The sequence below is a fragment of the Rhodococcus sp. ARC_M6 genome (genome assembly GCF_022810305.1).
Lineage (GTDB): Bacteria > Actinomycetota > Actinomycetes > Mycobacteriales > Mycobacteriaceae > Rhodococcus_F.
This window is the reverse complement of the sequence record NZ_JALGQH010000038.1, coordinates 1-20,754: the sequence shown is the minus strand read 5'-3', so window position 1 is coordinate 20,754 and position 20,754 is coordinate 1. Positions and strand designations below refer to the sequence as shown.

Here is a 20,754-nt window from a genome sequence, read left to right as displayed (position 1 = left end):
AATTGCCTCCGAGCATCAGTTCGTCGGACGAATACCCGGTGCGATCCACGATCCCGAGAGCACCGAAGCCTTGGGCCAATACAGGCGTAAGAATACGTTGAATCCGGCTGCGGGGCAGGGTAACCAATTATTCTCCTTCTCCCCGCCCGGGGACTCGTGCTGAATGTAGATGTTGAGGGAACCGTCGGCTTCATACACGAGGTCGCTTCGGTCACCGATTGCGTAGCGATCAATCGGATTGTCTACGAAGAACTGTCGCTCGTTCATCATCGTCAGTGACCAGAAACCCTCGACCGGCGGGAGTTCGTCCTCCTCGAAGTGCAGTACATAGTTCTTGACCCCGGTCAGTGCATTGCCGTCGATGTCGGTGGTCGCATGCGGGTACACGGCATCCGCATCGAGATTCGCACCGAATCCCAGCCACACGATCAAGGCGCGCTGCTCGTAGTGCGTGCCGTAATGCCCGAGGCCGCGGTGCATCGTCCACCCGTTTTTCGGGGTGCTTTCGGATTCTGCGGCGATAGTGTGCAGGACGTTCATCCCTGACCGCGCAGCTCGGTCGAGAGCGTCACGAACTTCTGCCGGCCGCACATCCCAGGCAAGCCCCGAACCGATTCCGATATCGCCCAACTGATGCATGATCTCGGTGTCCTCGGGCCGCGGCGGGTTGACGTCGAGCAGAGCGTCGAGCGCGGTGAAAAACGCTCGCCCGTCCATTGCGGCAACCTGGTCGACGGGGGGCGTACGGGAATCGATCGTCGGATCGACAGAACCTTCCGGCGGCAAATAGTCCTTCGGATTGCCCGTCCACTTCGACAACGGCGTCAACCGAGTCTGATCTTGCAATGTGTGGACTTCGGCGAGATCTGTACCTCCCGAGGTTGCATAACGCGCCACGATCCAGTTCATCATCGTCGGCGAGCGGAGCAGCGTCATGCCCTTGGGCACTTCACCTTTCCACGTCGGCCCGGCCACGACATAGGGTCCGCCGGTACGTCCCACCGTCCGCGAACCCGGCACGGTGAATACGTCGCTCCACGCATCGAGGATGGGCACCAGCCAGTACCTCGTTCCGAAATCCGGCAAGGTCAGGACCTGCGGCTCCGTCGTCAAATCCAGCCACCCGGACGAATACAACGTGTCGGCGTTGGGCGAGACGACGTCCGTGAACGACGGGTCGGGAGTTGTGCGCGCATAAGCGAACTGATTGACCGGGGCCTTCATGCCGATTGGTGACGACACCGCCGTCATCACGTCCCGTGAAACCGCCGCAATCATCAGTGGGTATCCGAATATCCAGGCTTGTGTTGCCAGATCATCCAACCGAGAGCGCTTCGAGGCAGCCATGACCTGCGGTTACCACCACGCTCACCTGGACAAACCTAGGCTGGCACTCCGATGGCCTTGTGTGCCAGCACCCGGAAGGCGCATATTTCTTCATACCCAACGGAGTGTGCCGGACCTACATGCCAATACCGGATCCAAGCCAACACCCTCCGGGAGGGACCGAGATGAAAAGAAATGAAGCGATTGGAATCTCTCCGTTCCAGTCGGCCGGGGCGCTGCAGGGTTTCGTCATTTCCGGCCGTTGGCCGGACACTACAAAAGAGTGGGCTCAACTACTCGCTCTGGCGGTCCGGGTGGCCACCTTGCCGGGTCTCTTGCCGACGACGACGGTCTTCGGCGTCCGTGAAGACGTCCCGGACGATCCACAACCGGGAACCATCGGACTGGTTGTTGCCGAAGGACCCGTGCTCGGCGACTTTGCACTACCTCCCGGACGGTTCTCCGAGCACCAACCACCCGCGTTGATCATGTTGCATCCTCCGTCGGAAACGATGTCCAGCCTGCCGGAATGCGAGGGCAGCGCCTCGGGTTGCGTCCTGCTTCCGGGCCTGCCGTACCTCGGTTTGGATCACCGCGCAGCCTGGGTCGAAGCGGAGGCCGACGGGACGGTCGTATCGATGATCAGCCGGGTCGGCATCGATCCGATCAGTGATCCCGACACTGCCGTTTTGGCGATGCTCCTCGCCTGCTGACGGCAACGGTAATGCAAAAGTTCGGAGTACCAAACTTACTGTGCGCTTTGCGAATTCGAGAAACGCAGGCTAGCCTCGGTAACGACGAAGGGGAGTAGCCCCCAATCGTCAGGTCGACATACTGGTCCCGATTGTTCGTGCGCCTCGCCGAACACGACGGACCCGGCCTGGCGAACCGAAGGTCCATGATCAGAAATCTCATGGTTGTCGGTGGGCGAGACCTTCGGCCGGACACGCGCTATCTGCGCCTGCCCAGGACCGGAGGAGTAAACCTTGCTTGCTGCAATACTTTTGAGCTTCGGCGTCATCTTTGTCGCCGAACTCGGCGACAAGTCGCAACTGATGGCAATGACCTTCGCGTTGCGTTATCGCTGGTGGGTAGTTCTCGGTGGCATTACCATCGCCACCACTCTTGTTCACTTGGTTTCCGTTGGCGTCGGCCACTATCTGGGCGTTGCAATGCCCACCGCTGCCATCAGCATCGTCGGCGGTATCGCCTTCCTCATCTTCGGCCTCTGGACTCTACGCGGTGACGACCTCACCGAAGACGAGCAGAACAAGGCCGGGCGCGTCACCCGATCCGCCTTCATTGCCGTCGCATCCGCATTCTTCCTCGCCGAACTCGGCGACAAGACCATGCTGGCCACCATCACTCTCGCCACCGATAACGACTGGGTGGGCATCTGGATCGGATCTACCATCGGCATGGTGGCTGCCGACGCACTGGCAATCATCGTGGGTTCGGTTCTCGGCAAGCATCTTCCGGAAGGCTTCATCAAGATCGGTGCGGCTGTACTGTTCTTCGTCTTCGGCGTCTGGCTGCTTCTCGAGGGCATTTTCCCAGGTTCTTCCGCCGGCATCATCGGCGGCGCGATTGTCCTCGGCACCGCAGTAACGGGCGCAATGATCCGCCTGATGTGGAAGCGCGCCCACCCGGAACAGCTGCCGAAACCCACTCCTGAAGCCGTTGAACAAACTGGTAAGACCACTTGACCACTAGCGGTTGACGGGTCTACCGTCGATGCATGTTCCATCCTGTTACCCGTACCTCCGCCTCCGGCGCGGTCTTCGACCAGATTTCGGTAAAAGTCCTGGCCGGCGAGTTGGCGGCCGGCGAGGCCCTGCCCAGCGAACGAAAGCTGGCCGAGGCGTTCGGCGTTTCCCGGCCCGCAGTGCGAGAAGCAATGCAGAAGCTCGCCCAGGCCGGATTGGTAGAAGTCCGGCAGGGAGAGTCGACGTCGGTGCGCGATTTCCGCCGGCAGGCCGGGCCGGAACTTCTGCCACAACTTCTTGTTCGGGGCGGCGTCCCGGATCTGTCGGTTGTCCGCAGCGTCCTCGAGGCCCGGGAGTTGATGGGACCGCAGATCGCTGCCTTGGCTGCTCGACGCGTTTCACCGGAACACGGCATTGAACTCCACGCTGCGGTCGACCATCTTGCCGCCACCGATGATCCCGTGGAGCAGCAGAACCGCGCACTGGCATTCTGGGAAATCATCGTGGATGGTGCCGATTCCATCGCTTTCCGTCTGATCTTCAACAGTCTCCGCACCGCTTACGAACCGGCGATGACGGCCCTGGCCGCGGTCATGGTTGCCGAGGTCGGCCAGACCGACCTGTATCGAAAACTGGCTACTGCCATCACCTCACACGACGAGCTCACCTCTGCGGCTCTAGCCGGGGAGCTTCTGCGCTCGGGTACCACGGCGATCGGTGAGGCCCTCACGTTCCTGGAAGGACTGAATCCATGAGCACACCACTGAAACTCACCGATGCCGCTCGAACCTTCCGCAAGTCACCGACCCCGTGGATGATCGCGGCAATGTTGGTCGCTGCGACAGCGTCACGAATTGCGTTGGGCAACTGGCAGATCACCGATGCCCTGGTCCCCCTCGTGATGATTGTCGTATTCCCGTTTGTGGAGTGGACCATTCACGTCTTCATCCTGCATTGGAAGCCTCGGAAGGTTGCGGGCATCACCATCGATTCGCGACTGGCACGCAGCCATCGTGAACACCACGCGTCACCACGCACGGTTCCCTTGATCTTCATTCCGTGGCAGACCCTCCTGATCGTGATCCCGGTTCTGGCGGCCATCGCCCTACTCGTATTTCCTCGCATCGAACTCGCCCTGACGTTCCTGACCTGCATTTCCGTAATCGGACTGATCTACGAGTGGACTCACTTCCTGATCCACAGCGATTACAAGCCGAAAACTGATCTCTACAAATCGGTTTGGCGAAATCACCGCAACCATCATTTCAAGAACGAGCACTACTGGTTCACCGTCACCACTGCGGGGACAGCCGACCGAATGCTGGGCACCTACCCCGACCCGAAATCTGTGGAAACCTCTCCCACTGCAAAGAACTTGCACGGCGCCACATCGAACCTGTGAACCTGGCCGCCGGCTGGCAATGATCTTGAACATGACTGTGTATCAGCATTTTTCGTTGAAACTCGCCGAAACCGCACCTAGTGTCGGTGGAGTCCGAAGCGAAGAAGCGCAATTACCAAAGGATTCAACACAGGTTCAATGATGCCTTCAATAACGTCATTCACCCGATCGTCGCCAACTTCCAGCAGTTCCATCCCCAGCAGTTCATCTCTCAGGGCATTGCCCAGCACGCACCGCAAGCAACGAACATTTTCGGTAGCTGATACTCGCATACCGGCACCCTCGGGTCGTCCGTCCAATACCCTGGACGGACGACCCTGCCGCCGTTGATCAAGGAATCCGATGTCTACGAATTTGCCTGTTCACGCATTCACCGACGATGCTTTGGGCGATCTCGACGCCACGGGTGTTGCTGCCCGAATCGCATCAGGCGAGGTGACTGCTCGGGAGGTCATGGAGGCCTCGATCGCGCGCGCCGAAGCGATGCAAGGGCAACTCAACGGCCTTGCGTGCACAGATTTCGACCGTGCTCTGGTTCGGAGCAACAGGCCGACCACGGGAATTTTTGCGGGTGTCCCCACCGCAATCAAAGACAACACAGACAGCGCCGGTCTCCCCACCCAGCAGGGAAGCAAAGCCTTCACCGCGCTCCCCGCCACGGCAGACAGTGACTTCGCGAAACAGTTCCTGTCCACCGGCGCCATTTCCATCGGAAAGTCCCGGCTGCCCGAGTTCGGGTTCAACGCGTCCACCGAGTTCATGACCGAAGAGCCGGTCCGCAATCCCTGGAACCCGGCCTACTCGTCGGGTGCGTCTTCGGGTGGCTCCGCAGCACTGGTCGCGTCGGGCGTCCTCCCCTTTGCCCATGCCAACGACGGCGGCGGTTCCATCCGCATCCCTGCCGCAGCCTGCGGACTGGTCGGCCTCAAAACCACCCGGGGCCGTACTGTCGCCGATCCATCGGATAGATCCTTGCCGATTCGGATCATCTCGCAGGGCGCTCTCACCAGAACCGTTCGCGATACCGCGCGTTGGATGTCGGCGGCCGAAAGTTACTACCGCAATCCACGACTCACCCCGGTTCGCCTGATCGAAGGACCCAGTTCCACTCGTCTACGCGTCGGCGTGATCACTGATTCCATAACGGTCACCAAGACCGATGACGAAACCCGTAAATCTGTTGCAGCCACAGCGGAACTGCTCGCCGAACTCGGCCATCATGTCGAAGACGCAGTGCATCCCGTGGGGCAAGAGTTCGTCGAGGATTTCGGGATCTACTGGGGATTCCTGTCTTTCGCAATATCTACCGGCGGTAAGCAGATGTTGGGCTCCGACTTCGACAAGTCCGCTACCGACAATCTCTCGCGCGGTCTGTACTCGCTGTACCGGAAGAATCTCGCGAAGACTCCGCGGGCGTTCTACCGCCTACGACGCGTCCAGCAGCAGTATTCGGCAATGTTCCAGAAGTACGACGTCGTGCTCTCCCCGACACTCGCCCACACCACGCCGGAACTTGGATACCTTTCCCCGGCGCAGTCTTTCGAGGAACTGTTCGACAAGCTGATCGCCTACACGTCGTTCACACCGCTCAACAACATCTCCGGTGGCCCCGCAATCTCGTTGCCGCTGCACCAAACCAGCAACGGCCTGCCGCTGGCTTCCCATTTCTCGGCAGATCTCGGCGATGAGCGCACTCTGCTCGAGCTGGCCTTCGAACTGGAAGAGGCCCAGCCCTGGAGTCGAATCCAGGACTGAGCCTCTTCAAAAGTTGCCGTCAGTCTCGGGGCAACCCGAGCATGCGCTCACCGATCACGTTGAGCTGCACCTCGGTGGTGCCGCCGTAGATGGTGGTGGCACGGCCTGAGATAAGCTGCTCCATCGCCTTGTCGCTGGGCTTACCCGGGATGCTGACCGCTCCGGCAGCACCCAGTTCCGCGACGACGAACTCGGCAATCGACTGGCTGATTTTCATGGCCAGGAGCTTGCCGACGCTCGATGTGGTGCTTACATCGATTCCCGAAAGTTGTTTGAGCACAACACGGGAACCGATGAGATCGATGGACTGACTTTCGGCAACAAGCTCGCCGACGCGGTAGTGCGCGATCGGGCTGAGGTCTGCAGACTTCGCAAACTTCAGCAGATCCGTATCCGACGCATAAGCCTCCATCTTCTGACTCAGTGCGACGCGCTCACCGGCCAGCGTTGTACGCGCGACGTTCCAGCCGTCGTTCACTTCTCCGACCACATTCTCGTCGGGAATGAAGACGTCGTCGAGGAACACTTCGTTGAACAGTGCCGAGCCTGTCATTTCACGCAACGGCCGGACGGTAATTCCTGGCGTCGACATGTCCAGCACGAAGTAGGTGATGCCTTGATGTTTCGGCTTGGTGGCATCCGTGCGGGCAATGAGCATCGCCCAGTCGGAGAACTGTGCCACCGTGGTCCAGATCTTCTGACCGGTGACCTTCCAACCGCCGTCAACCTTTTCGGCTTTGGTCGACAACGAGGCGAGGTCGGATCCGGCGCCAGGCTCACTGAACAGCTGGCACCATACCAACTCGCCCTGCAATGTGGGTACTGCCAGGTCCTGCTTCTGCTTGTCCGTGCCGTGAGCAACAACCGCCTGAACTGCCCAGCCGCCCATCAGGAGTTGCGGCATTGCGATGCCGGCCGCCTTGATCTCCTGCGAGATCACAATCTGCTCGAGCGGAGCGGCGCTGCGCCCGTACGGCTTCGGTAGATGCGGCTGGACCCAACCACCGTCACCGAGAGCGATCAGCTGATCGTCTTCGTCGAGATCGACCAGTTTCGCGAGTTCGCTTGCGATCTGGCCGCGGATACCCTCAGCCTCAGGCGGCAATTCGAGAACCGATGCCCGTCCGATGCCATCGATGGCCTGCTGCGCAACACGATTGGCACGATCCTCGCGAGTCCCGAGAATGCCACGAATCGACAGCGCGCGACGGTAGTACAGGTGTACGTCGTGCTCCCACGTGAAACCAATACCCCCGTGGACCTGGATGCAATCTTGCGCCACCTGCACCGCTGCGTCGGGGACGATGACGGCGGATATGTCAGCAGCAAAATCTGCTGTGTCGTCACCCTTGTCGAGAGCACTTGCCGCATCCCACACCACGGCACGGGCCTGCTCGAGCGCAATGCCCATCTGAGCACATGTGTGTTTGACACCCTGGAACTGCCCGATGGGGCGTCCGAACTGCACGCGGGTCTTGGCATACTCCGACGCCGAGGAAACACACCAGGACATGACGCCGACGTCCTCGGCACCCAAAACCACTGCGGCGATGGATCGTACGCGAGTTGCGGTCAGGCCATCGAGCACTCGCTCGGTGCTTATCTGCACGCTGTCGGCTTCGATGCGCGCACTGCCGCGCAGCACGTCGATACTGTCCTGCACCGTAATCGAGACTGCACTGCTGTCAAGTACGACGTACCGAACGCCCTCGGGCAACGCTGCTGGTACCAGCAGCACGTCGGCATGTTCGCCGCCAAGAACAGCGTCGAGTACACCGGTTATCCGGTAGCCGCCGTCAGCAGCTTCCGCCACCAAGGGTGTACCCAAAGCAACGGCTGCCGTGCGTGTTCCGTCGAGTAGGCCCGGCAAAAACTCCAGTCCCGCCTTCGAGTCTGCGGCACCGAGAACTGCACTTGCCAGAACAGTCGAAACAAATGGTCCGGGAGAGACAGTGCGGCCCAAGGCTTCCAGAGCCACAGCGAGGGTAAGCAGACCCGCGCCATGGCCACCCTGAGCCTCGGGAACAGCGAGCCCCAGCAGATCCTGACTGACCAGCGCCGGCCAGAATTCGGGGAACTTTTCCTCGGACCGGGACTCTACTGCCGCCCGAACCTGTTCGGCAGTGATGGTGCGCTCGGCGAACGCCCGCACCGAATCCGCGAGTGCTGTGTGTTCTTCACTGAGCCCGAGACCGAGTTCGTACGCATTGCGTGCCATGGCTTTACAGACGCTCTGCGAGGTCTGCGACAGTCCAGGGACCTTCGCTCTCGATGGTGTTAACGTCATGCCAACCGGCCAACTCGGTGATAGCCCCGCCCTGAACGGCATAGACCTTGCCGGTGAGCTTACAGTCCGGCCCCGCGAGATACGCCACCAACGGCGAGATGTTGGACGGAGCAAAAGCGTCGAACTCACCCTCGGGAACTTCGGCTGCAAAAAGCGCACCCATTCCGGGGGTTGCCAAGGTCAGTCGGGTACGCGCGATCGGGGCAATTGCGTTGACGCGCACGCCGTACCGGTCGAGTTCGTCGGCAGCAACCAGGGTCAGGGCCGCAATGCCGGCCTTCGCTGCGCCGTAGTTACCCTGACCGGCATTGGGCATGAACGTGCCTGAGGCCGAAGCAGTATTGATGACCGACGCATTGACGGTCTCCCCCGCCTTGCTCTGCGCTTTCCAGTATGCGGCAGCGTGATGCAGCGTCGCAGCATGACCTTTGAGGTGAACGGCGATGACCGAGTCCCACTGGCTTTCGTCCATGCCCGCGATAAAGGCGTCGCGAAGGATTCCGGCATTGTTGACGAGGATGTCGAGTCGACCGAACTCGCCGACGGCTTGGTTGACCAGACCTTCCGCGCCGGCCCACGTCGCGACGTTGTCTGTGTTGGCAACAGCTTTACCGCCGCCGGTAATGATTTCGTCGACTACCTGCTGGGCCGGGCCGGCATCCGCGCCGGAACCGTCGTTTGCGCCGCCGAGGTCGTTGACTACGACGCTGGCGCCTTCGCGGGCAAAGAGCAGTGCATGTTCACGGCCGATGCCGCGTCCGGCTCCGGTGATGATCGCTACGCGACCGTCGAGACTTCCCATCAGTTCAGTTCTCCCATCAGATTATCTATCGGATATGACGGCTCATTTGTCGGCGATGACCGCAAGGCCGTCTTTGATGACGAGGTCACCGGCAGCGCTGGTTTCATACGAATACGAGGTCGTTCCGTCGGCCGATCCGGACTTGTAGAAGGTGGTCTCCATGTCCTGTGTCGGGAGCACGGGCTTCGCGAATCGTACTGCGAGACGGCGCAAACGCTCGGTCTTGCCGTCGGCCAGTTCCGTGAGAGCGCCCCACGACGTGAATGCCATCGTGCACAGTCCGTGGTTGATGATTCCGGGAAGGCCGGACATGCGGGCGATTTCGTCGTCGAGGTGAATCGGCATCGGATCCCCGGAGGCCGGTGAGTACCGGAACGTCTGATCCTCGTCGACATGCTGATTCACGACTGCGGCGGAGGCCGCGCCCCGAAGTGCTTCGTCGAAGCGGTGATTCGGCGCCTTCTCACCCTGACCGGCGCCGGCGTCGACCTTGCGGAAGAATGCCGTCATCCACTGCTCATTAACCAATTCGCCCTTGTCGGTTGTGGTTTCGACGTAGATGACTACAGTCGAGCCGTTGTCGCGGCCCTCGAATCCGATGGGCTTTGCCCGCGCCACCAGGTGATCGCCGGGATAGATGGGACGGTGGAACAGGAAGTCCTGCTCGCCGTGCACCAGCTTCATCAGCAGTTCCACCGGCGCCACCGACAGTGCTGCGGGTGCCATCGACATGAAGACCGGCACCACCGCGAACACGGGCGGGGCGATTTCGCCCCGCAAGTGTCGTTCGATGGGATCGTTGGTGGCAGCGGCATATTCGGCGATACGCTCGACTGTTACCTCGAAGTGTTCTGGATCAGTCCAGACATCCAGACCGGAAGTATCGAATTGGACGGTGGGTGTTGTCATGAAGTTATCCGACCAACTCGGCGAACTTCGCCAGCGAAGCCTCGAGATCTGCCTTGGCGTTCTTGGCCACTGCCTTGCCGATCGGCCCGACAATCATGGCGCCCTTGAAACTGGCATCGACAGTTGCTTTGGATCCGGCGCCGTCAGCTTCCACTGAGAGAACGAATTCAACGGTGACACCGGCCATTCCGGTTCCCCCGATCTTGACCATCTTGGGAACCTCGACCTCTTCGACGGTCCACTCGATCTTGTTGGCCATACCCATCACGGAAACGACCTCTGTGAACTTGGCGCCCAACGAAACCGTGGTGGGGAGTTCACTCTTCCAGCCCTGGTGAATGGTGAGCCATTCTTCCCAACGTGAGAGATCAGAGAGTGTGTCCCAAGTCTTTTCGGGAGACGCGGGCAGGACGGCGGAGACGGAAACGGAAGCCATGATGAAACTCCTTGAAGGTAGTGGGTTTTCGATTCAGCGCGAGTAAGGCTTGTAGGCCGTGACGACAACTGCGCCGCCGAGCCCGATATTGTGCTGCAGAGCCACTTTCGCGCCGTCGACCTGACGCTTGTCCGCAGTTCCCCGGAGCTGCCAGGTGAGTTCGGCGCACTGCGCGAGACCGGTCGCGCCCAGCGGGTGCCCCTTGGAGATCAAGCCGCCGGACGGGTTGACTACCCAGCGTCCGCCATAGGTGGTGTCGTCGGCGTCGATGAGCTTGCCGCCGTCGCCTTCGGCGCAGAGTCCGAGCGCTTCGTAGGTGAGCAACTCGTTGGTGGAGAAGCAGTCGTGCAGTTCGATGACGTCGACGTCGGCTGCCGTGATTCCGGCTTGCGCATAGACCTTTTCGGCGGCCTTACGGGTCATATCGGAACCCACAAGGCTGATCGCGCTCTTGTCCTCGAAAGTGCTGTTCATGTCGGTGACCATTGCCTGGCCGACAATCTCGATGGCGCGGGCAGCCAGTCCGTGCTTCTCGACAAATGCTTCGCTGGCCAGAATCGCAGCGCCGGATCCGTCGGAGGTAGGTGAGCACTGAAGTTTGGTCAGCGGTCCGTGGATCTTCTTCGCTTCGAGGATCTGCTCGAGCGTGTACTCGTCCTGGAACTGAGCGTACGGGTTGTTCATCGAGTGCTTGTGGTTCTTGACTGCGATCTTCGCGAACTGCTCGGCTGTGGTGCCGAAGCGTTCCATGTGCTCGAGGCCCGCGGCGCCGAACATGTACGGGGCGGGAGGCATCGCAAATTCCTGAAGCTCAGCCAGCGCGAGTAGGTGACGCATCAGCGGCTGTTCACGGTCGTCGTACATGGTGCCCAGCGAGCCGGGGAGCATCTTCTCGAATCCCAGAGCCAACGCGCAGTCTGCCTGCCCACTCTTGACGGCCTGCGCGGCGAGGTACAGAGCGGTCGAACCCGTCGAACAGTTGTTGTTGACGTTGACTATGGGAATGCCCGTCATACCGAGCTCGTAGACAGCGCGCTGACCTGCCGTGGACTCGCCGTACACATAGCCGACAAACGCCTGCTCGACCTGGCTGTACTCGATACCCGCGTCTTCGAGCGCCTTGGTTCCGGACTCCCGTGCCATGTCGGGGTAGTCCCAGTCACGGGCTCCCGGCTTCTCGAATTTCGTCATGCCGACGCCGACGACAAAAACCCTGTTGCTCATTGCCACTCCTGAAGAGACGGTATCTGTGTGTGACACGTTGTCTCACCAAAGTATGTGAGACATCGTGTCCAGTCAATGGTTGGTAGGTATCGGGGCTCGGTAGGTATCGTTCGACAAATGACGAATACAGCTGAGTCGGCGCAGCCCGACGGGCGCAGCACTCGCTGGAATGATCACAAGGAGCAACGTAGAGCGCGGATCCTCGACGCGGCCCTCGACGCCGTGAATGAGGGCGGCGCCGACATCGGCGTTCAACAGATTGCGGAGCGCGCCGACGTACCCCGTTCGGTCGTGTATCGAATCTTCAAGGATCGTGCCGACCTCGACGAACAGTTGCGGGTCCGCATTCTCGACATGATGATGAGTGATCTGACGCCCACCCTCACCCCGGCCGGAACAGTCGGGGACACGATTTCACGGGCAGTCCACACCTACCTTCAATGGATCGTGAAATATCCACGGCTGCATCACTTCTTGGGGAAGGGTTCACCGAGCACACGGACAACGGGCTCGAAGGTAGTCGGCTCCAAAGTTGTCACCGGGACGAAGACCGCCATCGCCGTTCAGTTGGGAAATCTGTTGGGCGCAATTCTGGCGAGCCGTGGAAAACCGTCAAAGATAGCTGATCCTTTAGCTTTCGGGCTCATCGGACTGGTCGACGTCAGCGTAAATCGATGGCTCAGCCAACCGGGATCCGACGTCTCGAGCACCGAACTGGCTGACTTTCTCGAGCTTTCCATCTGGCAGGTCCTCGACGGCAATCTCCGCCGGATGGGTATCGATATCACCCTGGAGACCCCCATTTCGGAGTTGTAAATCTGCGACTCGCGATGATTGCCTGATGCGCTCGGTAGTGCCCGAGCATTTCCCGGCAATAATGCCGCAGCACAGGATCTTCCACCGTCCCGAACGCCCGCTCCGATGCCGCACGATCACCCGGCCGCATATGCCGCTCCCACCACGTTTCTTCGAACAGCGCATCTGCATCCTCGGTGTGCTTTATCCACGCGGTGCGCGTCTTCCCCGATGGCGGGTTGGCGACTTCGACACTGTCGGGCGGCGGCGCACTATGGCCACCCGGAACCGTGACAGCCGTCAACCCCCTGGTGTTGTCGGTCCAATGCACTGCCCGACCATCGAGCAGCACCGGCGTCCACAACCTGTACGTCTTGAGCTGATGGTGGTGACTACACACGGCTTGGAGATTCGCCTCGACGGTCCAACCACCCCTAACAGGATCGTCATGATCGAACTCGACAACATGATCGAGTTGGCAGCGCTGAGCGGGCACCGAGCAACCCGGATACCGGCAATGCCCATCCACCGCCCGCACATACGCGGCCAACGCCGCACCCGGCGTGTAAACCAAGGCTCCGGGCGGGGGATCTTCGAATCCGCCATGCCCGTCAGGTCTTTCGTTGATTCCCGGATCGTCCTTGACATTCTGTTGCGTTCTCCGGATCCGCTCTCCGGCACTCCGGAGTCGGGCCGGGCGGTGGAACCGTCGGGGCGGCACCGGTTTTTGTGTTCGCGAAGCGGCGACTTGGGCGTGCAGGTCCGCAAAGATCACCTGCCAACTCGCATCCCAGGCAAGTTCCCGCAGGTACTCCGAGTCGATGGGACCGTACCCGGCGACGGTGGCCGGATCTGATGACATCGCCAACAACATCGCGAGGTCACACACAATGTGCAGCAACGGCTTCCGGCGCGTCGGTATCGCCGACCCTGCTACCGAGCACTCGGGTCGCCCACATTGACAGCTCAGGCGCTGCTCGCCGTGCACCAGCGCCACCAGGGCGTCGGCGCGGCGGGTGGACGCGTCCCGCGGATCATGGTTGCAGACACTGTTCGCAACTTCGGTGATGAGCGCAGCAGCTTCGACAGCCTCGTGGGCACTGAGTGTGGCCTGGAGTTGCGCGAGGCCATGGCGGTCGGCGCGAGTACGAACGTCGCGGTGCGCCAACATCTTTTCTCGCCGCACAGCTGCTGCGCCGGGGTCGAAGGCGATGAGTTGACGGTCGATGTCGCGTTCGAGTTGCCCGGGCGGCAGCCGGTGCGCGGAGGCGAGGATCGAGCGTTCCAACGCCGCAATCGCCTCGAGGGTCGCGCCGGTAAGTCCGTCGACAATTTTGCGGACTCGGGCGTAGTCGAGTTCACCGGCTGTGAACGCGGCGAGGGTGGCGGGGAGGAATTCACGGAGGGCGTCGCCGATTTCGATGTGCACTTCCGCGGTGCGGCGTGAGCAGGTGAGCATGACGGAGATTTCGTTGCATGCGATGCGCCAGGCTCGTCCACATCCCCGGAAGCATCCAACTCGGTGTTGAACCGGGACATCGACAACATAGACGCGTTCAACACTTTTTGGCAGGCGAGCATGTTCTCCGATTGCACGGTGGCGCACAGTAAGTCGGGGAGCATGGCGGGGTCGATGACAGCCTTGCCACTGTCATCGAATCGTTCCCCCACGCTCGCCCCTTCGAACATGTTTCGACTCTAAACCAACACACCGACACGTTTTTCGAATCTCACCTACCGCGGCACATCAAGGTTCCTCAGCAGGCCGAAATTTTCCGAATCTTGATTCGGCACAGCTGCAATATATTTCGCACACAAAGCACGCAGCTCATCGATCACCGCAATATCACTGGCAATGACATCGATAAGCGCATCCCCTTCTTCGAGAACTTGTCACGAAGCGCCTGACCGGGAGGGAGGATTCCGAATCCGTCGACCCACTGGAGTGCATTAGGCAGATCTACGTCTGTGGAATAGTACGGCTGCCGCACGGGCGAGTGACTCAAGCGAGCATCGATGTCCTCGGAGAACCGTTCGATCAGACCACAGAGCTTGAGGCGATAGAGGTTCGACAGACAACTTGGTTCAGCCCGGCTGACGGTTGGGCTGAACCAAGTTGTGCGCCTTGTAAATGGCTGGGAAATCCGATCTGTCTGCTACTCGGCTTCCTTGACCCATCGTGAGGCATAGACAGTGTTCGGGCCGAAGATTCGTGGACGATCTCGTCGATCGTATCCAGTCCGTTTTGGCTGTTCGTCATGATCACAACACTCTTACCTGTCTCGGGGTAGGCGATGAAGAAGGCCTTGAACGAGCCGTTGTCACCCCAATGCCAGATCGCGTTTCCGAGTTCGTTGTTCTGCAGGCCGATGCCGAGGCCCCACTTGATGTGGTCGATCGATTCTTGGTCACTGCCGCCGTGGTCAGCGCTTCCGGCTGCGGTGAACATCATGTCGCGGGTAGCCGGCGTGAGTCCCTCTCCCTCGAGAAGTGCGCCTCGGAGGAAATTCGAGTAATCGGTGGCAGTTGTGCGCAGGGTGAAGGCGATGTTCGGGTTGGTGAGAATGCGGAGCGCTTTCGGTGTGCCGTCGGCAGCGTGCCCGACAGCACTGACTGCCGCGAAGTCCGGGTTGTAGGCCAGATTGCTGCTCGTCATCCCGAATCGGTCAAATACGCGTTTTTTGGCAAGCTCCGTGAACGGTGTCCCGGTCAGCGACTCGACGGTCTTCTGCAGGTAGTAGAAGCCCTCGCCCGAGTAGGACCACTGGGTTCCCGGCTCAAATATGGTACTGACGGGGGTGGTGTCCAGATCGGGACCCGAGGGTGCTGCCGCCCAGCCCTCCATGCCGGAGGTGTGCGTCAACGCCATTCGTGCGGTGATCTTGGCTGCGGTCGGATTGCCTGCGATACGGGGGTATTCGAAATATTCCGACAGCGGAGTATCAAGGTCGAGGACGCCCTCGTCCACCAGTTGGAGAATGACGTACGTGCCCACGACTTTGGTCAGGGAAGCTGCCTCGAAGGTGGTGAGGGAGGTCACCGGATCTCCGGTCGTCGCATTGGCGAGACCGTAGTTGAACTCTTTCTCGCTGTTGTCATCCGCGTATATCACCTGCGCCCCAGGAACGCCGTGCTCGGCAAAGATGGCGCTAAGACGTTGGGACACAGCGGCATCTGTGCCATTCCCTAGTGAACCTGCAAACGGGAGTATCGAGCCTGTGCTAGGAAAACTCGACGGTTGTGCGTATGCAACTGCCCCACTGGACAGCGTCACTGCGATCGAAAATACTGCGGACAGTGCAGGTACCAAAACCCTGCGTTGAACAGACTTCACTCGACACCTCGAAAATTGGGGCTGTTGGGGCTCTCTGAGAGTAGAGGTCACTTTTCCTGTTTCCCCAGAAGGTAAATGTCCCGTCATATTTCTCAATGAGAACGAAACATTCCGGTCACCGTGACCTCAGGACTACACCGGTTCGGCTCACTCGAGAACCCTGGCCGTACCGACTGAACCAAGACTTTGACGGACTCTGCCAACCTAGCTTAAATGCCCCGATACCCCGATTCGGCAGGTGTGAATTCTGTTGCAGCGCAACGGACTTACGCTTGAAAGCAACGTATAGCCGTCCGGTTCCCCAACCTCGAACGAACACAGCGCGAGCGCACCAGAAATCCGATCGCCTACCCCGTCATCGCATCAGCGGAATCATTGATGCTGCGGATTACTTCGACGAGTCGCAGCGATTGACCCGATTCGAAAACCTGCCCCGGACCTTGCGGCGCACTGTCCGTGAAGGGAGCCTCGAACAACAGACCGGGATCCATAGCCCCATGTTTGGTGACGTGTGCAATCACCAAATTGACGAAGTCGATCTGATTGGCCGAGGCCGTGCGCCCATCCAGGAATTCGGAAAATGCCTCAGTTGCGGCCTGCTGGTCAAGTCCAACCAAAGAGCGGATGAATCTTCCTAACCCCTTGGCGTTTTCGACTGCGCGTTCAATATCTTCGGGTGCACCGGCTCCGCTGCGGGCCAACAGTTCTTCGAGCGATTCCAGGTCCGCGGGGGTCAATGCCTTGTTGGTGCGCAACTTCCGCAGGGCCAAGTTCTCAGGTTGACGACGCAGGTAGTCCTTCACCTTCGCCTTGAAGCGTTCGACATCCGTGCCGGAATGCAGTGTGGGCATGTCGATTTCAACAATATCGCCGAGGGTGTCAGCGAAATCGGTGTAAACGATGGCTGCTTTCTTCTTCTCGAGTAGACGCACCAACGACCGAAGTTCCCGGCGCGCTTCCTCGAGCATCGGCAACGTGACGTCTTCCCACCATTCATCGCTTGCAACCTCGCGGAGAAGCTCTTCCTTCGCCTTGACCTGCGGAATGCTCAACCCTTGGTCCAATAGTCCGTCAGCGACACTGCGAATGGGTGATTCGAACTTCGGCAAAGTCCCGTCGTCGTACACGACTGCCAACTGGCCGCGCAAGATCATCAGATCGAATCGCTTCGCCATTTCGTCGCTGTCACGGACCGCCGTCGGCAGATCCGCCAGGTTCTCGACGATCTCGGTCGCCTTGTGTTCAGTCAGCGATTCCCATTCCGTACGGTTTACATACTTTTCGACGTGCCGACGCTTGTTGCGAACGATGAAGTTGTCCAGACTCATCCCCACTACAGACTTGTGCAGCGTGTCTGCAACCTCAACCCGAAGGACTGCATCGGTTCCGTTCTTGCCCAGGGCGAGAACAAGATCGGTTCGGGTCGTGAACAGTCGACTCGATAATGAACGTGTCGCCGAGGCTTCCGCAGCATCCTGGTGAGCATTGAAATAGTCGAAGTTCCCGCAGACATCGAAGATGAAGAAGTTCTCCTTGTCCTGGCCTGGACCGAATAAATCTTCCCGCAGCCTGGTGCCTCGTCCTACCATTTGCCAGAACTTCGATTTGGACCGAACCGGTTTGAAGAAAACAAGATTCACGACGTCTGGGACATCGATTCCGGTGTCGAGCATATCGACCGAAATCGCAATGTGCGGTTCCTGCAAGCGTCCTCGGCTGTGCCTTCGATGATCCGGCTGCCTACCTACGACGCTCACCGGTAATCACGTGCGCTGCTACCACCTTGTTCTGCCACACCTTGCGGACCCATGAACTGTATAGAGCGAGCCACCGACAACCGTTACCGGAGACAGCATCCATCAATGGTTGATACCTTATCCATTAACACTGGGCACTCAGATTAAGGGATACCGCGATGGCTGAAACAGTTCCGCTGTGGTGGGAACCCGCCGACGGATTGGTCGTCCGCGACCGCCGCGGTGGCCGCTACCACGCGTATACGCCCGATCTCCTGTGCACTCGGCCTCTAGCGCTACCTCAGGAACTGTCAGAGAAAGCCAGTCGAGCAGAGCGGGCGATTCGCAACCTCAGCTCAGGTCCAGGTGCTCAGCGACTGGGCGGCATCGCACGATTCCTTCTTCGGTCCGAAGCTATCGCCAGTTCCATGATCGAGGGAATCGCGCCGTCACCCGGTCAAGTCGCGCTAGCCGAATTGGCACAGGACGAGGATGTGCGTGGGTTCAGTGACCAGGCGCGCCTGGTCGCCAACAACATCACCGTCCTACGACGCGCCTCTCAAGACCTCGTCGATGCCGATCTAGTCACCGTCGACGACGTCGTCACACTGCACAGTGCACTGCTACCCGATGATCGCCATCACGGTCTCCGTGATGTCCAGAACTGGATCGGCGGGTCCAACTGGAACCCACTGGACGCAGAATTCGTGCCGCCTGCATCTGACCAGGTCCATCCCTTAATGGCCGATCTCGTCTCATACTTGAACGGATCCGCCCACGGCCCACTCATCCAAGCCGGGATTCTGCACGCCCAGTTCGAGACAATCCACCCCTTCACCGACGGAAACGGTCGCGTCGGTAGAAGCCTCATCCACACCGTTCTTGCCCGCAGAGGGCTCGCACCCGGGACAGTCTTGCCCATCAGCCTTGTTCTTTCGACGCTCAGCGACCGCTACGTCGACGGGCTGACCGCGTATCGATACATCGGGGACCCACTTTCCGACGACGCCACCGTCGGCATCACGACGTGGCTCGAAACGTTTGTCGATGCCGCCTCCATCGCCGCTGAGCACGCGGGTCGCCTTGCTACGGATCTCGAAGAGCTCCATGCGGAATGGAGCACTCGACTCCGCGCGCATCGATCAGCCCTTGGGCTCCGCGGCGAACCGCGTGCAGGCTCGGCAACGTCGAAGATTCTGCACTACCTACCGGAGGCTCCGGTGATGACGGCAAAAACCGTGCAACGGATCCTCGGAGTCTCCTTTCCACCAGCTCGCGCGGCGCTCGAAGAGCTCGCGGATGCTCACATCCTTGCTCGGAAAAGTGTGGAAAAGGGCACCACCGGATATTTGGCGCGCGAAGTTCTCGACCTCGTAGGTCTCGCGGAACGGCGACTCGCCAGCACCCGATTCGATACTCGCATCTCCCCTCCATCACGGCCGGCGCCCGCTCGTCCTGATTAGCCGCACCCGCGGGATTTTGGGCAAACCCGGCGTCGACCAGAATCTGTCGGTGGGCTATGCGAATCTATTCGGCTCTCGAAAATTTCGAGAGCCGGGGGGATGGTTCACGTAGCTGTCGTACCCTGTTCTCGACTTTCAGGAGAACAGATGAGTACCAACAACATTGAAGATGAAACGGCCGCGGCCGACGAAGTCGAAACTGTCTCCACAGCGTTCTGGAGATACGTCGCAGGGCAATATCTCGTCGGGTTCGCAATATACGCACTGATTGCCATAATTGCCCAACTTTACGTCTGGATGCAATCGCCGATCCACCCGGCGGGACCTGCGATCGAAGTCGTTCTCACAATCGATCCCGGATTCGGCGTTGGAATACTTGCCGGGCTCAGTGCAGCCGCAGGCTTCCTGCATGTAGCCGCTTGGTCGACGGCTCAGCTGAATGACGACGATGTGGTAGCTCAAACACGTAAACGATACTTCGCCCTCTCTGGCATGTCCGTTGGGCTACTCTCTGCGATCGTCGGTGTCGCAGTTCTTTTCAGTGGAGCACCTGACCGTCTCGAACTCGGTGCAATTATCATCGCGGCGTGGTCAGTTGCGGTCGTCGTCATCTCGGCAGATCTGAGCCATCTCTTGGGCAAGGACGCACCAGTTCAGAGACGCTTACCCGACGCACAGCGTGAACGAGCAATCAGAAACCTCACTGCAGTCACGAACAGATTGCGGCCGGATACTCAATTGGCAGCGGCAGGTACTCCCATCCGCGTCTTCATGGATATGACGGCCATCGCGGCAACGGCGGGCCTGTCAATTGCTGCGTACGTCATCTTTGAAGCAGTCGTTGAGACCAAAAATATCAACTGGCCACTCACTATTGGGCAAATCGTGCTTTTATCAGGCTTCACCACCGCACTCGCGCTGTACACATTTGGCTACACGACCCGACAGTTCCTCAGCCGAAACTTCGCCTTCGCCGTCTGCACTCTCGCTATCGGAATGATGGCGTACGCCATCGCGGCACTAAGCATCGTGCTCTCAGCGACGACGATCTGGCCCGATCACAGCGCCAGCGTGATGCGACTCGCGTGCGGATCAGTAGCGCTACTCCTCCCAGCCGTGTTGGTTTGCCGAGGGCTGCGCCCGCAAAACTCTCGATCGTTGCCCGGCTCGACTCTGCGGGTCGTCATGTTCCGCAGCATCTCGAACGAACTGCAGAAACTGCGCGACTTTCAGCCAGAATCAACCCAAACAACGGCCAGCTGGGCGAAACGTTTTGCCGCATGGGTTAATCGGACAACCGGGGTCGATGAGACAGATGGGCACTAACTGAGCGAAATGACGTTCGGCGCCCGATGGACCGCCAAAGAGCCTCACACGTTCGCCCTCGCATCGCCGTCCGCGTTATGGTTCTCACCACGCACCACCGCCCTACCGATCGCTAACTCGAGGAGTAAACGAAGTGGAAATCAAGGGAACCGCAGCATTGGTCACCGGCGCAGCGTCGGGCCTCGGCGCAGCTACCGCCAAACGCCTGGCCGAGGCCGGAGCCACCGTCTTCGGCTTGGACCTGCCCGCCTCC

19 protein-coding genes are annotated in these 20,754 nt (G+C 59.9%); 10 read left to right on the top strand and 9 right to left on the bottom strand.

Going from position 1 to position 20,754, the window contains the following annotated elements:
- Positions 1–15 precede the first annotated feature (15 nt).
- A complete protein-coding gene (locus MTX36_RS26350; protein WP_243622624.1) occupies positions 16–1,347 on the bottom strand; it encodes a DUF1254 domain-containing protein in 1,332 nt (443 codons plus the stop codon).
- A 164-nt stretch (positions 1,348–1,511) separates the two neighbouring features.
- Here MTX36_RS26350 and MTX36_RS26345 point away from each other — a divergent pair, with 164 nt between their 5' ends.
- From MTX36_RS26345 to MTX36_RS26320, 6 genes are all read left to right on the top strand, one after another.
- Positions 1,512–2,039 (top strand): peptidase, encoded by a 528-nt coding sequence (locus MTX36_RS26345; RefSeq protein WP_243622623.1) that lies wholly within the window; start codon positions 1,512–1,514, stop codon positions 2,037–2,039.
- A 273-nt stretch (positions 2,040–2,312) separates the two neighbouring features.
- Positions 2,313–3,032 (top strand): TMEM165/GDT1 family protein, encoded by a 720-nt coding sequence (locus MTX36_RS26340; RefSeq protein ID WP_243622622.1) that lies wholly within the window; start codon positions 2,313–2,315, stop codon positions 3,030–3,032.
- A gap of 32 nt (positions 3,033–3,064) precedes the next feature.
- Positions 3,065–3,787, top strand: coding sequence for a FadR/GntR family transcriptional regulator (locus tag MTX36_RS26335; protein ID WP_243622621.1), 723 nt, complete (start codon positions 3,065–3,067; stop codon positions 3,785–3,787).
- Positions 3,784–4,434 (top strand): sterol desaturase family protein, encoded by a 651-nt coding sequence (locus MTX36_RS26330; protein ID WP_243622620.1) that lies wholly within the window; start codon positions 3,784–3,786, stop codon positions 4,432–4,434. Before MTX36_RS26335 ends, MTX36_RS26330 begins: the two co-directional genes overlap by 4 nt.
- A gap of 86 nt (positions 4,435–4,520) precedes the next feature.
- Positions 4,521–4,697 carry a hypothetical protein gene (locus MTX36_RS26325; RefSeq protein WP_243622619.1) on the top strand — a complete coding sequence of 59 codons (177 nt, stop codon included), beginning with the start codon at positions 4,521–4,523 and terminating at the stop codon, positions 4,695–4,697.
- Positions 4,698–4,776: 79 nt separating this feature from the next.
- Positions 4,777–6,189 (top strand): amidase, encoded by a 1,413-nt coding sequence (locus MTX36_RS26320; protein WP_243622618.1) that lies wholly within the window; start codon positions 4,777–4,779, stop codon positions 6,187–6,189.
- A gap of 19 nt (positions 6,190–6,208) precedes the next feature.
- Here the strand turns inward: MTX36_RS26320 and MTX36_RS26315 are convergent, their stop codons facing one another.
- The 5 genes from MTX36_RS26315 to MTX36_RS26295 are packed head-to-tail and all read right to left on the bottom strand — an operon-like array spanning position 6,209 to position 11,847.
- On the bottom strand, positions 6,209–8,407 hold the full coding sequence (locus MTX36_RS26315; RefSeq protein WP_243622617.1) for an acyl-CoA dehydrogenase: 2,199 nt from the start codon (positions 8,405–8,407) through the stop codon (positions 6,209–6,211).
- 4 nt (positions 8,408–8,411) lie between these two features.
- The gene (locus MTX36_RS26310) at positions 8,412–9,278 is read right to left on the bottom strand and encodes an SDR family oxidoreductase (RefSeq protein WP_243622616.1); all 867 of its coding nucleotides are present in this window, start codon (positions 9,276–9,278) and stop codon (positions 8,412–8,414) included.
- A 42-nt stretch (positions 9,279–9,320) separates the two neighbouring features.
- The gene (locus MTX36_RS26305) at positions 9,321–10,187 is read right to left on the bottom strand and encodes a MaoC/PaaZ C-terminal domain-containing protein (RefSeq protein ID WP_243622615.1); all 867 of its coding nucleotides are present in this window, start codon (positions 10,185–10,187) and stop codon (positions 9,321–9,323) included.
- Positions 10,188–10,191: 4 nt separating this feature from the next.
- Positions 10,192–10,623 (bottom strand): SRPBCC family protein, encoded by a 432-nt coding sequence (locus MTX36_RS26300; protein WP_243622614.1) that lies wholly within the window; start codon positions 10,621–10,623, stop codon positions 10,192–10,194.
- Between the two features lie 33 nt (positions 10,624–10,656).
- On the bottom strand, positions 10,657–11,847 hold the full coding sequence (locus tag MTX36_RS26295) for a lipid-transfer protein (RefSeq protein WP_243622613.1): 1,191 nt from the start codon (positions 11,845–11,847) through the stop codon (positions 10,657–10,659).
- A 117-nt stretch (positions 11,848–11,964) separates the two neighbouring features.
- Here MTX36_RS26295 and MTX36_RS26290 point away from each other — a divergent pair, with 117 nt between their 5' ends.
- Positions 11,965–12,663 (top strand): TetR/AcrR family transcriptional regulator, encoded by a 699-nt coding sequence (locus MTX36_RS26290; protein ID WP_243622612.1) that lies wholly within the window; start codon positions 11,965–11,967, stop codon positions 12,661–12,663.
- Here the strand turns inward: MTX36_RS26290 and MTX36_RS26285 are convergent.
- The 3 genes from MTX36_RS26285 to MTX36_RS26275 all read right to left on the bottom strand — a co-directional run bounded on the left by MTX36_RS26285 (position 12,632) and on the right by MTX36_RS26275 (position 17,565).
- Positions 12,632–14,248: an HNH endonuclease signature motif containing protein gene (locus MTX36_RS26285; RefSeq protein WP_243622611.1), complete on the bottom strand. Its 1,617-nt coding sequence runs from the start codon at positions 14,246–14,248 to the stop codon at positions 12,632–12,634. The two genes, MTX36_RS26290 and MTX36_RS26285, sit on opposite strands and share 32 nt — an antisense overlap.
- A gap of 432 nt (positions 14,249–14,680) precedes the next feature.
- Positions 14,681–15,808: a serine hydrolase gene (locus tag MTX36_RS26280; protein WP_243622610.1), complete on the bottom strand. Its 1,128-nt coding sequence runs from the start codon at positions 15,806–15,808 to the stop codon at positions 14,681–14,683.
- Between the two features lie 515 nt (positions 15,809–16,323).
- Positions 16,324–17,565 carry a type I restriction-modification enzyme R subunit C-terminal domain-containing protein gene (locus MTX36_RS26275; RefSeq protein ID WP_374230546.1) on the bottom strand — a complete coding sequence of 414 codons (1,242 nt, stop codon included), beginning with the start codon at positions 17,563–17,565 and terminating at the stop codon, positions 16,324–16,326.
- Between the two features lie 326 nt (positions 17,566–17,891).
- Between MTX36_RS26275 and MTX36_RS26270 the strand changes: the two genes are divergently transcribed.
- The 3 genes from MTX36_RS26270 to MTX36_RS26260 form a co-directional block, all read left to right on the top strand.
- A complete protein-coding gene (locus MTX36_RS26270) occupies positions 17,892–19,175 on the top strand; it encodes a Fic family protein (protein WP_243622609.1) in 1,284 nt (427 codons plus the stop codon).
- Positions 19,176–19,322: 147 nt separating this feature from the next.
- Positions 19,323–20,501, top strand: coding sequence for a hypothetical protein (locus tag MTX36_RS26265; protein WP_243622608.1), 1,179 nt, complete (start codon positions 19,323–19,325; stop codon positions 20,499–20,501).
- Positions 20,502–20,634: 133 nt separating this feature from the next.
- Positions 20,635–20,754: SDR family NAD(P)-dependent oxidoreductase (locus MTX36_RS26260; protein ID WP_243622462.1), on the top strand; the 120-nt coding region annotated here is incomplete at its 3' end.

Coding starts and splice junctions, on each gene's coding strand:
- MTX36_RS26350 (WP_243622624.1), bottom strand. CDS start 1,347: ATGGCTGCCTCGAAGCGCTCTCGGTTGGATGATCTGGCAACACAAGCC.
- MTX36_RS26345 (WP_243622623.1), top strand. CDS start 1,512: ATGAAAAGAAATGAAGCGATTGGAATCTCTCCGTTCCAGTCGGCCGGG.
- MTX36_RS26335 (WP_243622621.1), top strand. CDS start 3,065: ATGTTCCATCCTGTTACCCGTACCTCCGCCTCCGGCGCGGTCTTCGAC.
- MTX36_RS26330 (WP_243622620.1), top strand. CDS start 3,784: ATGAGCACACCACTGAAACTCACCGATGCCGCTCGAACCTTCCGCAAG.
- MTX36_RS26320 (WP_243622618.1), top strand. CDS start 4,777: ATGTCTACGAATTTGCCTGTTCACGCATTCACCGACGATGCTTTGGGC.
- MTX36_RS26315 (WP_243622617.1), bottom strand. CDS start 8,407: ATGGCACGCAATGCGTACGAACTCGGTCTCGGGCTCAGTGAAGAACAC.
- MTX36_RS26310 (WP_243622616.1), bottom strand. CDS start 9,278: ATGGGAAGTCTCGACGGTCGCGTAGCGATCATCACCGGAGCCGGACGC.
- MTX36_RS26305 (WP_243622615.1), bottom strand. CDS start 10,187: ATGACAACACCCACCGTCCAATTCGATACTTCCGGTCTGGATGTCTGG.
- MTX36_RS26300 (WP_243622614.1), bottom strand. CDS start 10,623: ATGGCTTCCGTTTCCGTCTCCGCCGTCCTGCCCGCGTCTCCCGAAAAG.
- MTX36_RS26295 (WP_243622613.1), bottom strand. CDS start 11,847: ATGAGCAACAGGGTTTTTGTCGTCGGCGTCGGCATGACGAAATTCGAG.
- MTX36_RS26290 (WP_243622612.1), top strand. CDS start 11,965: ATGACGAATACAGCTGAGTCGGCGCAGCCCGACGGGCGCAGCACTCGC.
- MTX36_RS26275 (WP_374230546.1), bottom strand. CDS start 17,565: ATGGTAGGACGAGGCACCAGGCTGCGGGAAGATTTATTCGGTCCAGGC.
- MTX36_RS26270 (WP_243622609.1), top strand. CDS start 17,892: ATGGCTGAAACAGTTCCGCTGTGGTGGGAACCCGCCGACGGATTGGTC.
- MTX36_RS26265 (WP_243622608.1), top strand. CDS start 19,323: ATGAGTACCAACAACATTGAAGATGAAACGGCCGCGGCCGACGAAGTC.